Source organism: Pelotomaculum schinkii (assembly GCF_004369205.1).
Classification (GTDB): domain Bacteria; phylum Bacillota; class Desulfotomaculia; order Desulfotomaculales; family Pelotomaculaceae; genus Pelotomaculum_C; species Pelotomaculum_C schinkii.
Genome location: NZ_QFGA01000001.1, coordinates 422,076 through 434,455 on the forward strand (window position 1 = coordinate 422,076; position 12,380 = coordinate 434,455).

Below are 12,380 nucleotides of genomic sequence, written 5' to 3' on the forward strand. Positions count from 1 at the left end.
TTTTACATGTATTTGCCTCATTTGATTTTTTATTCTTTTTCCGATGAGTTTTCCTTCGCTAATGCCGCCTTCAATAAATCGCCCAAATTATTTCCAATAGAGCCATGGTCACTGTAGCGGGCAATTAATTTTTGGTTGGCTCTACTGGCTCCTTTTGAGCTCTTATAACCGAATTCATCCTGTTTTTCAGGCTGCCGGTGACCACAGGCCCGGTCCTGACAGATCAGCATTTTTCCCCTTTTACCATTCACAAGCAGCATAAACTTACCACAAACCGGACATTTTGTTTTCGAAATATTGTCAGCCTTATACACGGCTGTGTCTGCAACGACGCTTTTAACCAGTTCCTTAGCGCTTTGACGGATGTCAACCATGAATTCTGCTTTGCTGCCCTTACCCCTGGCAATATTAGAAAGCCTTTGCTCCCACTGGGCAGTTAATTCAGGGGTTTTGAGTTCCGGCGCTACCAGCTTGATCAGCTGTTTTCCTTTTGAAGTAGGGACTAATTCTTTACCCTGTCGTTCGATATAATTGTTATAAAGCAATTTTTCTATTATATCAGCTCTGGTTGCCGGTGTTCCCAACCCGCTTCCCTTCATAATTTCACGTAATTCCTCGTCTTCAATAAACTTGCCGGGGCTTTCCATAGCCGTTAATAGGGTGGCTTCGTTATAACGGGCCGGTGGTTTTGTTTTTGAACTATTTATTTTACAACTTTTAACCTGTTTATGCTCGCCTTTTTGTTGCAGGGTCAAGGTCTGCTCCGGCAGCACATCCTCATTCAACTCATTTTTTTCTGGCGGCTTGGAGGTCACTGCCCGCCAACCCTTATCTTTTACAACTTTGCCCCGGGAGTGAAAGTTCTCACCGTTAATTACTGTAATCAAGGTAATTTGTTCATAGCGGTAAGGAGGGTACAACACAGCGATAAACCTTCTGACTATTAAGTCATACAAGTTTTTTTCCTCTACAGACAAGGACGCTAATCTGAGCGGTTGTTCCGTGGGGATGATGGCATGGTGGTCGGTAACCTTACTGTTATCAACAAAACGTTTTGTCGGCGTTATTGGTTTCTGTAATAGCGGTTTTACCAGCTCCACATAGGGCGCCACGGCGATGCTTTTCAACCGGCCCGGAAGAGTAGGGACAATATCAGAAGGAATATAGCGGGAGTCGGTTCGCGGATATGTTACCAGCTTGTGCTGCTCATATAAATCTTGCAGGATAGACAGGGTTTTTTGCGCTGAAAGCCCGTATCGTTTATTGGCGTCTCTTTGTAATTCGGTTAAATCGTAGGCCAGTGGCGCCGGCTCACTCTTGCCCTCAGTACGGACCTCTTTGATAACCCCCGGATGACCATTAATTTTAGAGATAATTTCTTCTGCCTGGGTGCGGTTAAATATCCGGCTGTTTCCGGCCTGGTTCCGCCAATCACCAAAGTAGTCCCCGAAATCCGCCCGAATGGTCCAAAAATCTACCGGAACAAATTGCTTAATTTCATCCTCCCTGTTTACTATCATGGCCAGCGTGGGAGTCTGAACCCTGCCCGCTGTTAACTGGGCATTAAACTTACAGGTCAACGCCCGGGTAACGTTCAGCCCGATCAGCCAATCCGCTTCGGCCCGGCAAACTGCCGCATCATATAGATTATTATAGGCGGCGCCACTCTTTAAATTTGCAAAACCCTCCAATATTGCATTATCAGTCTGGGATGAGATCCACAAGCGTTTAAAGGGCTTCTTCCAATTGGCGAGGGTCATAATCCAGCGAGCTACCAATTCTCCTTCCCTACCGGCGTCGGTGGCTATGACCAGTTCCTTAAGATCTGACCGTTTCATTAAATTTCTGACTACTTGGAACTGATGAGAAGTTTGCCTGATTACTTTTAATTTCATATTGGACGGCAGCATTGGCAAATCTTCCAGACGCCACTCCTTGTATTTCTGATCGTAATCATCCGGTTCGGCCAGGGTAACCAGATGCCCCAGCGCCCAGGTCACCACGAATTGTGGCCCCTCCAGGAATCCCTTGTTTCTGATATTGCATTCTAACACCCTGGCAATTTCCCGTGCCACGCTGGGCTTTTCAGCCAGTACAAGCGCTTTCACTATATCTCCTCGATTCCTATTAGCTATACCTAATATTGTAAATACTTTTTCGACTGCACTATTATTATAACATATTAAAAATACCTCTCATTCTCTTTCAGGGTTTTCCCCGGTCTTCCCTCGTCCGGAAAGAAGCTCAAATCACCAGTAAAAGGAAGAGAACCAAACCACACTAATGGTTTGGTTCTCTTCCTTTTACTGGTCGCTGGGTTGAAGAATTAAGCAACTATATTGCACTCAGATTTTCTATTATATAAACCGCTATATAAAACCGCCCCAGAAACCTACACCGAAGATTATCAGAATAAAGATTAAGAAGATGATAAATGCCCAGTTGCCAAAACCGGCGCCAACACCTTCAGCTGCAAAGTCGTCCATGCGACACTCCCCTTTCCTTTTTTACCATCATATGATGTAATGCTGCATAGTGACTCTGTAAAAAAAGTTTTGATTTTCCCTAATGAATCATTAACAAAAAATACAGCTGAGCTATATACTAATAGAAACACTTGATATGGTCTATATATGAATACAAGCGCTGTTTCCGGCGCTTAAATACATTATAAAAAGGAGCCTGTTCCATTGCTGTATCTATTATCAAGGTTTTTTCGAAATAGGGAAAATGCCGACAAGCTTGCAGAAATATATTATGAAAATGCTGAAATGCTTTTAGAACTAAAAAACCGCTTTCCTGATTGGGAGAATTATATAAACCAGTATTTGTCAGTAGAGGTCCGAACTAAACTATTAGCTAAGGGTGTTCCAATTTAGTATGTTTGATTATTTACGGTGTCGAGAAAATTTTACCGTGTTACAAAAAATATAGAGGGTATTTACCCTCTATATTTTCGCTTAATTAAGGAGATAAAATCAAGATTCAATTATTAGACAGGCTTGTTAGCCAGAGCGCTTTCACCTAGTGAAACCAGCCTCTTAGTAATGTTGCCTCCAACATACCCATTGGCCCTGCTCGGCAGGCTGCCTTTATCAATCTGGTCATAGTTGGCAAAACCAAGCTCAGATGCAATTTCAAATTTCATTTGATTTAAACTATTGCGAGCCTGTGGCACCAGAATCTGATTGTTGTTGTTGTTCGCCATATATTTTACACCTCCTTTCTTTTATCTGATATTAGAGTGACCATCTTAAATATTTTTATGTCAGGTAATAATTCGCACAATTAACATGGTTATTTTTGAGTTAAGTAAAATAATTTAATTATATACTAACTCTTTGCTTCTAATACCAAATATTTAAAGGGTTAACATAATTAACCCTTTAAATATTATAAGTAATTATTTTTAGACAAGCCTATTATTGCTGAGGTGTCTCCAAATTAACGGATTGGGTAGCAGATATTACTTGTCCACCACTATTAGCCAGTGCAGCTTCACCAAGTGAAACCAACCTTTTGGTAATATTACCTCCAACATAACCATTGGCCCTGCTGGGGAGACTACCTTTATCAATTTGGTTGTAATTTTGGAAACCAAGCTCAGATGCAATTTCATACTTCATTTGATTTAAGTTTTGACGGGACTGGGGAACCAGAATTTGGTTGTTGTTGTTATTGGCCACCGATATTCCTCCTTAATAATTATTTTTTGCAACCTGTTATTATAATGACCACATCGACTATTTTTATGTTAGGTAATAATTCGCAATATAGCTATATATAAATACCAAGCTTTTAGAATACATCTATTTCTAGTGTGATATGGTAAATATGTGATATAACTTTACATTCATGTAGAATTATATGATTTTATTGTATTCCATATAAAAAGAACCCAATGTTTTTCACGTTAGGGTTAAATGTTCACAATCAAGCCGTACTAATTTTTTTGAAATTCAAGCAATTATTTGTTCTCACTCAAATACTTATTCTCGTACATCCGCCGATCAGCAATATTCAGCAATTGGTCGGCATTATCTCCATCCTCTGGATATCCGGCTATGCCAAAACTCAAGCTAATTTTAGAGTCGCCCGGCAAATCCAAATTACATACTGCTTCCTGCAGCCTTTTAATTATTATTTTGGAACTGCTGGATTCCGTCTGCGGCATAAGAACTACAAATTCGTCTCCTCCATATCTGGCCAGGACATCAGTTGCCCGAACTGATTCAAGTAATTTCTCAGACACCTTACGCAAAACCACATCACCAATCGAATGACCCATCAGATCATTGACATTTTTAAAATTATTAAGGTCAATAAAAATTATAGAAAGGGGCAACCCGTATCTTTTTGAGCGTTTGAGTTCGTGATCTAATATGTTATGCAAAAACCTATTATTATATAATCCTGTGATTGGATCAGTATTAGCCATGCTTATCAACTGTCTAACAATCATCATAATTCCGATCGTGAAAACAGACATTCCCAAAGCCATAAAGCCATTCTTCGTATAATCAATTATAACCGGGGTCTCACTGTTAAACTCAAACATAAAATTGATGGTCGTTCCAATGGCATACAAACCTATTCCAATAAGAGAAAATGCCCAAGATCTCTCTCTTATGTAAACCCGGTAAAGTTTCCACAATGAGAAAAAAAGGATAAAGGAAGAAAGCATCAATATTGGTTTTAAAATGATACTTTCAAGATCTAAATTGCTATTGAAAGGAAATGCCATAAAGAAACCACTCCTGGTATAAATCCGCCGCATTATCTCAAATATTCAACATACTTCTTTGTGATAATTTCCCTTCTTAATTATCATTCAGATCGTGCCTTTTGAATTCAAGCAACTTGCCCATCTTTTGGGATGGTTCAAAGCTCTCTGGAGAAATGTGCTCGATCTCCGGGAAATAGATTTTAATCTGCTCCATCACTGACCTGGTCGTTGCCTGTGTATCCTTATCTCCACCTTCGCCGGCAAGATTGAGAGCCAATCCAAACAAAAGCATTTCATCGTGGGACAGATAAAGCTCATAATTATTGACTGCCAGTTCATTAATTTTAGCCATGGCCATCAGGCATACCCCTGAAACCATAGAAAAAGATTCCTGGCTTATTTCACTTCTTTTCATTTTATCCTGGTTTTGTTTAAGCACTGTAACTATGGCGTTGAAAAGTATATCACCTTTGTCCGGTTGAATATATAAATTAAATAGAGGCGAAATAACATAGCTTTCCACCCCAGTACGTAAAATTAACTCACCCCGGTCACCTACCAGACATACGATGCGACCGTCTTGGATTTCGATCTCCACCAGTGAACCGTTAATAAAGATACTCGTGGGAAAATTATTTCTTAACAGATAAGTAAATTCCTGATCTTCGGCTTCTTCCTTTAGATAATTTTTCTTAAAAAACCTACCTGCTTCTCCGGGATCATAATCCAGCTCTACCTCTTCCAGAAGTATAACGCTGGATTCCAACAATTGATCCTCAAGGTAGTGTTCCATTAATACATATTCATCAAGATTTTCTTCCAACATCTCCACTATTTCATCTACATCATAGATAATATGGCTGGTGATTAACGAGTAGTTCAACTTATACCCCTTTCCTATTCAGGTACACAAAATACCGGTTTTCTCTTCAAATTTTCAACTTCAACCTCTCACTATAAATTACCACAGCTTCCACCCTGTGGCAAATTGATTTGAGACCTTTGCAGTGGTAAACGTTCATCTTACTTCTTTCTGCTGCCCGTATCTAACAGGGAAGCCGCCAAAGCGTCATCCAATGTAAACATCTTTTTGTAATACATCATTACCAGTAAAAGGCAACCAATGGCTACCGCAGCTGTAATCATCAGCATAACTACAATTTGATACCGCACTGCCTGCTGCGGGTCAGCTCCTCCCAGGATCTGACCGGTCATCATGCCGGGAAGACTTACCAGCCCAACCACCATAAGAGAGTTTATGGTGGGAGTCATCCCTGCACGCAAAGCGACCTTGGCACAATCCCTGACAGCCTCCCAGGGTGTTGCCCCAAAGCTTAACAATGACTCCACTTCGGCAACTCTAGATCTAACTTCTGATACCAGCCGGTCCATTGCAAGTGAGATGCCGTTCATTGAGTTTCCAAGGATCATTCCAAAAATAGGGATAACGATCCTTGCAGTGTACCACGGTTTGGGGGCTATGATCAGAGCTACCACAATTGTGCCAACCAGAAAGGTGCTGGCTAAAAGGGATACAAAACCCAGTACCAGCGGGAACTTCCCCACTGAAAGCGTCTTGTTTACGGCCGTTTTGGAAGCGACACCACACATGAGGACAACAATCGTGATAATTAGGGCAAGGTTATTAAAATTAAAGATAAAATTCAGCACGTAACCAATCAGCGTTAGCTGTACAAAAGTCCTGACCGTGCCCCAAAATAGCGACTTTAGCAGCCCGAGCCTCAATACTGCCGTAATTAAACCTGTTATGAAAACCAAAATCACACTGAGGGCCAGTTGAAGATCAGTAATGGGAATAACTCCGGCATCTACTTGCCCCACCCTCATCACCTGCCTATCTCAAGAACATTTGCCGATGGGAATGTCGTGCTTTCATCAGTATGGGAAACAAGTATAATACCACGGTCAGGTTTCTGTTCCAGCCAATCCGTGAGAAGACCCAGGACTGCCTGTTTGGCCTTTTCATCAAGAGCTGCTGTTGGTTCGTCCAATAGCAGTATATTGGGGCTAAGTATGATTGACCTTAAAAGAGCTATCCGCGCGGCTTCACCACCGGATAGTGTGCCCGCGTTCTGTTCCATTATATTAAAATCCAGCATCAGTTTATCCAGTGCCCTTTGTATTGTCTCCAGGTTAAATTCTTTTGACCTGTTAATTCTAAGGGAATAGGGTCTTAGCAGGTTATCGTGAACGGTACCGGGAAAAACAGCAGGCTTTTGCGGGACGTAATGGACCTTACTGCGCCATACCTGGGGTGTGAAAGAAAACATGTTAACCCCCCGGAAAAATACCTGGCCGTCAACCAGCTCTTGCAGCCGTGACAAAACCCTGAGCAACGTGGACTTACCTGACCCGGACGGACCTCTTACAAGCAACACAGACCCCTCCCGCAGGGAAGCAGAAACTTCAACACGCCGGAAACTTGAGCCCAGGAGATAGTTTATTTTATGAAAACAAAAGAAATCTGCCAAAGCGTAATGACACCCCTGCCTGGCATAAATTTCAATACGCATCGATACTATCACGCCAGTTGCAAAAAATCAATTTTCAAACAAAAGCAGCAGGTTCATCCTGCCGCCTTAATATGATAAAAGTCGTTCACTGTCTATTCAGTTTTGTATTGCAATACTTTGGGATCCATCTTGCGGGCCAGATTATGAATCGCCCTGATAAAACGGACTGTCCCGGTCTTGACCCGCATGACCACGGAGTGGGTTTCAGCTCTGTCCCCGCCATAAAAGCGGACACCCTTCAATAGCTCTCCGTCGGTGACACCGGTAGCCGCAAAAATAGCGTCGTCGCCCTTGACCAGGTCGTCCATGGTGAGGATGCACTTTGGATCGCTAATGCCCATGCTCAGGCAGCGTTCATACTCCTGCTCATCTTCCGGATAGAGCCGCGCCTGCATTTCCCCGCCCAGGCACTTTAGTGCCGCTGCAGCAATGACACCTTCCGGCGCGCCTCCGATTCCGGCGCAGATGTCGATACCGGTATCGTCAAATGCTGTGGAAATAGCCGAACTGACGTCACCGTCCCCTATTAGTCTGACTCTTGCCCCTGCCCGGCGCACCGACTCTATTAATTCCTTATGTCTGTCACGTTCCAGGATAATTACAACACAGTCCTGCACTCTCTTGTTGTTGGCTTCTGCAACAATTCTAAGGGTCTCTTCAATGGGATCGTCAAGATGAACCTTGCCCGCTGCTCTTGGGCCTACAGCAAGCTTCTCCATGTACATATCCGGCGCGTGCAAAAGATTTCCCCTATCTGCGATGGCAATAACAGACATGGCATTGGGCAAGCCTTTTGCCAGAATATTGGTACCCTCCAATGGATCTACAGCCACATCCACCGCAGGGGTAGCAGCGCATCCCACTTTTTCTCCGATGTAGAGCATCGGCGCCTCATCCATCTCGCCTTCCCCAATAACAACAGTACCGTCGATGGATACCGTATCAAACATTCTGCGCATGGCGTTGGTAGCGGCGCCGTCGGCCTCGTTTTTTCGTCCCCGGCCCATCCATTGTGCCGAGGCTATTGCCGCCGCTTCCGTTACTCTTACCAGTTCCATGGCCAGTTCCCTATCCACAATTACCACTCTCCCAAAATAATTTCAAAAGGCGTCTGGATGCAAACTCCTTATAAACTATATTAACTTAATAATATACCTATACTGGCTGATTGAATAGGTATTACATGCAATTTGATTGTTCTTTTAAGGGAGATACCCTGCATGTCTGTGTCTAATAATATATTTTTCTTAATCATTGGGTAATTTAAGAAAGAGAAATGGGTGAGGGGGATTGGGATGGCAACAGATAATAACGCGACACAAAAACCAGCTAATAATTTTTGGGTGGCAGTGACTGCCCTTGCAGGTGTACCGCTGATCATGGTTCTTGGCAACTCAATGCTGATACCCGTCCTGCCGGATATCAAGGATGCGCTGAAGCTAACTTCAGTGCAAGTGAGCCTGTTAATAACTTTATTCTCCGTTCCGGCCGGTATAATAATACCTTTGGCAGGATTCCTTTCCGACCGTTACGGAAGGAAGCTGGTCATAATTCCATCATTGGTCATATACGGCCTGGGGGGGATAGTCGCTGCATTAGCTTCAATTTTTTTAAAGGATGCTGCATTTTTTGGTATTCTGGCTGGAAGGGTGTTGCAGGGTGCAGGGGCAGCGGGTACCGCTCCGATAGCGATGGCCTTGTGCGGAGATTTATTTTCCGGTAAACAGCGCAGCCAGTCCCTGGGAACCATTGAATCATCCAACGGTCTGGGCAAAGTGATTAGCCCGGTTCTGGGTTCCGCCGTGGGTTTAATCACCTGGTACGCTGCCTTTATCTTTTTTCCTATCATTGTAATCCCTGTAGTTATCGGCATGTGGTTCCTGGTCAAGGAACCAGATACTAAACGGAACAAGCAAAAGCTGGACATATATCTTAAAAATTTCACCAAGGTCTTCAAAAAACAGAAGGGCCTCTTGCTTTCCTCCTACCTGGCCGGGGCTATTGCCCTGATGGTCCTTTTCGGAGTTTTATTCTATCTTTCAGAATTTCTTGAGCAGCAATACGGACTGGACGGGATCAAGAAGGGTCTTGTCCTGGCCATCCCAGTCCTTTTTATGAGCGCTACATCATTTGCAACCGGATTTATAATTAAAGGAAAGGAGACTCTGATGAAAATCCTGGTTGTGTCCGGGTTGACAATAATGACCGCGGCGCTCATTTTACTGCCGCTTTCCAGAAATGTGATTTTATACTTTGTAGCGATTTCGGTGGTAGGGATCGGTACCGGTATGGTCCTACCCTGCCTGAACACCCTGATCACCAGCGCTGCTTCTACTGATGAACGAGGTCTGGTTACCTCTTTATACGGTAGTGTCAGGTTTTTTGGTGTGGCTTTTGGCCCTCCTCTTTACGGTTTTCTGGCAAACAAGGGAACCGGGCTGATGTTCTGGTCTTCCTCCGGATTGACCCTCTTGGGAGCTATCCTGAGCTATTTCTTCATAAAAGGCCGGAACCAAAAGCTTACATCCACATTCAACTTTGCACCCGCCCCAGCGAAGAAACCAAAGAACTAGAATAAAAGGCTCGAATTCCCGGCCTTTTTGTTCTTATTACTTTATATTTCTCAATTTTTCTTTTTGCTCATCCAGTACCTGCTCATACTGTAAGTTCAAGCGACTTACCACTTTATTCCATTCATCCCGGAAACCGGGCTGTTTTTCTGGATCTATCTTAAACTTTTGTCCGGTTCTTTTCTCCATTGCCCTTATTGAAGGGCTTAGCTTTTCTGTAAATTGTTGTTTAAACTGGCTGTATGTCTGAGTCAAGGCCTGCTCATAGTATTGAAAAAGGTTTTCCAACTGGCCCAGGACCTCCTTGACGGCGTCCTTGTCCTTTTTAACGAGAAGAAGTCCCTGCATTGCCCTCAGGTTGTCTTCAAGTGTGTTTTTATCTATCGGTGGAAGCAGGTTGCTTAAAAGTGTCTTCTGGATACCTTCGAGAACATATCCCTGAAATTGTTGGGGATATTTTGCAACCTCAACCATCATGTCAAAATCCTTTTCCCTTAGAAAAATGGCGGCAACGCTCTTGCCCAAAGGCTCATACTCCATCCTGTCCATTTCTGCCTGTGGTACTTCTTTTCTTTGCTTAAACCGCTCGAGGGCCATTTCATAAGCAGATTTGATTCTATCCAAAGCGAACCCCTCCTATATTACTTTAGCACCAACCGGCACAATAGAAAAATCGGCGCCGGTATTATCATTAAGGCAGTATTTACTTTCTTTTTTGCCAATATTATTATATCTTTCCATCCCGGCCCGGTCAAACATGAAAGGCAGCACAAAAATACGGCCCAATACTACCATATTGTTCCAAAATGAAGAATGTTAGGGTTCTGAGAAGAGGATTAAGCGTGGTGTTGTAGAAAAAGAAGAAGAGTAAAAAAGAAAAGGCACAAGGAGGGTTCTCCATTGAAGGTTTTTGAGCTACATAAGAGAAACGCTCCACATACACAGCGTACAGCTTTACGCTATCATGGCGAAACAATTACCTACGCTGATTTGGAGCACAATGTTGAACAGTACGCCAGGTATTTCATAAAAATGGGGTTAAAGCCCGGCGACCGGGCAGCTATCGCATTGCCCAATTGCCCTGGGTTTATATACACTTACCTGGGGATTACGCGTGCTGGCGGTATTGTTGTTCCGTTAAACCTGTTGCAAGCGCCTCGTGAGCTCGCTTTTATGCTCCAGGATTCAGGTTCCCGTTTCCTCATTGTAAATCCCGAGATAGGCCAACACATGGGGCGGCTGCCACTGCGGGGTCTTACCGTAGTGCTACTTGACGATAAGTGTAGACAGGAGATTGCTGACTCACCCCAGGTCAGCTTCCCAGATGTAACTGACTTCAGTACTTGTACCTTTCTTTATACCTCTGGGACTACCGGACAGCCCAAGGCAGCGATGCTTACTCACGCCAATCTTATAGCTAACGTTAAAGCCATGGAAGATGTCTCCGGCTTTACCAGCGAAGATAATTTTCTGGCTGTGTTGCCCATGTTCCATAGCTTTGGCTGGGCAACCAGTGTCCTGTTTCCATTATACCTCGGCGGTGCCATCACTATCCTGGATAGCTTTAAACCCAAGGAGATATTGCAGGTGTTGGTAGATGAAGGAGTTACCATATTCTGCGGAGTTCCCAGCATGTTTTCACTGCTGTTGAAGTCCCGCCGTCAGGTTGTTTTTCCTAAGCTCAGATTTGCCTTCTCAGGTGGGGATTCTATTTCCGGGGAAAACCTGGTGGAATTTGAAAAGAAATTTAATACCCCGATTGTTGAGGGTTACGGCCTCTCAGAAGCCTCTCCGATTGTGTGCCTGAATCCAATTCAAGGAACACGCAAAATCCGCTCTGTCGGTGTCCCCCTGCCAGGGGTGGAAGCAAAGGTAATAGACGACGAGGGCCGGGAGATGCCGTTTGGTGAAATCGGCGAACTGATTGCCAGAGGTCCGAACATCATGCAGGGTTACTTTAACCGGGAGGAGGAAACCTTGTCCGCCCTGCAGGGCGGATGGCTGCATACGGGCGACCTGGCCTACCAGGATCAGGACGGCTTCTTTTTTATTGTTGGACGTAAAAAAGAGTTGATTATAAATGCAGGTTTCAACGTTTACCCCAGAGAAGTAGAGCTCGCTCTCGAGGAACACCCGGGGGTGGCGGAAGCTGCCGTGATCGGGGTGCCGCATCCCCTCAAGGGACAGGTAATAAAGGCTTTCGTTATTCCCGACGAAGGACATAACCCGGACAAGCAGGAATTATTTTACTTTCTAAAAGATCGGCTGGCGGGATATAAATTACCGGAAGCATTTGTCTTCACCAGTGAACTCCCCCGCGGAGCAAGTGGGAAAATATTGAAACGACTATTGCAGTAAGACCTCCGCCATAAAGGCGCACAAAGCGCTTCTCAAAAATGTGGGTACGAAATTCAGTTGAATTTCCGAATGCTTCGCTGTGCAATTGTAATCCGCACCCACTTTGCTAAGTATATTGGCTATTATACATTGCGATACGCGGCGCTGCTGGCGACAAGCGGAACTCGCCTAAAATTACGCACAGAGCACTTG

The 12,380-nt window shown here is 44.0% G+C and carries 11 protein-coding genes; 2 read left to right on the forward strand and 9 right to left on the reverse strand.

Annotated elements, in window-relative coordinates:
* Positions 1 to 29: 29 nt before the first annotated feature.
* The 8 genes from Psch_RS02075 to glpX form a co-directional block, all read right to left on the reverse strand.
* Positions 30 to 2,108, reverse strand: a complete 2,079-nt coding sequence (locus Psch_RS02075; protein WP_190238994.1) for a DNA topoisomerase III — start codon at positions 2,106 to 2,108, stop codon at positions 30 to 32.
* Between the two features lie 884 nt (positions 2,109 to 2,992).
* A complete protein-coding gene (locus tag Psch_RS02080; protein ID WP_134218493.1) occupies positions 2,993 to 3,208 on the reverse strand; it encodes an alpha/beta-type small acid-soluble spore protein in 216 nt (71 codons plus the stop codon).
* Between the two features lie 214 nt (positions 3,209 to 3,422).
* A complete protein-coding gene (locus Psch_RS02085; RefSeq protein WP_190238995.1) occupies positions 3,423 to 3,686 on the reverse strand; it encodes an alpha/beta-type small acid-soluble spore protein in 264 nt (87 codons plus the stop codon).
* A gap of 281 nt (positions 3,687 to 3,967) precedes the next feature.
* Positions 3,968 to 4,744, reverse strand: coding sequence for a GGDEF domain-containing protein (locus tag Psch_RS02090; protein ID WP_190238996.1), 777 nt, complete (start codon positions 4,742 to 4,744; stop codon positions 3,968 to 3,970).
* Between the two features lie 76 nt (positions 4,745 to 4,820).
* A complete protein-coding gene (locus Psch_RS02095) occupies positions 4,821 to 5,609 on the reverse strand; it encodes a hypothetical protein (RefSeq protein WP_190238997.1) in 789 nt (262 codons plus the stop codon).
* Between the two features lie 140 nt (positions 5,610 to 5,749).
* A complete protein-coding gene (locus tag Psch_RS02100; RefSeq protein ID WP_243123925.1) occupies positions 5,750 to 6,568 on the reverse strand; it encodes an ABC transporter permease in 819 nt (272 codons plus the stop codon).
* Between the two features lie 5 nt (positions 6,569 to 6,573).
* Positions 6,574 to 7,218 carry an ABC transporter ATP-binding protein gene (locus tag Psch_RS02105; RefSeq protein WP_427910083.1) on the reverse strand — a complete coding sequence of 215 codons (645 nt, stop codon included), beginning with the start codon at positions 7,216 to 7,218 and terminating at the stop codon, positions 6,574 to 6,576.
* Positions 7,219 to 7,352: 134 nt separating this feature from the next.
* Positions 7,353 to 8,336 (reverse strand): class II fructose-bisphosphatase, encoded by a 984-nt coding sequence (gene glpX, locus Psch_RS02110; protein ID WP_190238999.1) that lies wholly within the window; start codon positions 8,334 to 8,336, stop codon positions 7,353 to 7,355.
* Positions 8,337 to 8,555: 219 nt separating this feature from the next.
* On the opposite strand from glpX, the gene Psch_RS02115 reads away from it, so the two are divergent.
* Positions 8,556 to 9,833 carry an MFS transporter gene (locus Psch_RS02115; RefSeq protein ID WP_207670216.1) on the forward strand — a complete coding sequence of 426 codons (1,278 nt, stop codon included), beginning with the start codon at positions 8,556 to 8,558 and terminating at the stop codon, positions 9,831 to 9,833.
* Between the two features lie 36 nt (positions 9,834 to 9,869).
* Here the strand turns inward: Psch_RS02115 and Psch_RS02120 are convergent, their stop codons facing one another.
* Positions 9,870 to 10,454 (reverse strand): DUF6657 family protein, encoded by a 585-nt coding sequence (locus Psch_RS02120; RefSeq protein ID WP_190239000.1) that lies wholly within the window; start codon positions 10,452 to 10,454, stop codon positions 9,870 to 9,872.
* A gap of 276 nt (positions 10,455 to 10,730) precedes the next feature.
* Between Psch_RS02120 and Psch_RS02125 the strand changes: the two genes are divergently transcribed.
* Positions 10,731 to 12,188 carry a long-chain-fatty-acid--CoA ligase gene (locus Psch_RS02125; protein WP_243123926.1) on the forward strand — a complete coding sequence of 486 codons (1,458 nt, stop codon included), beginning with the start codon at positions 10,731 to 10,733 and terminating at the stop codon, positions 12,186 to 12,188.
* Positions 12,189 to 12,380 lie beyond the last annotated feature (192 nt).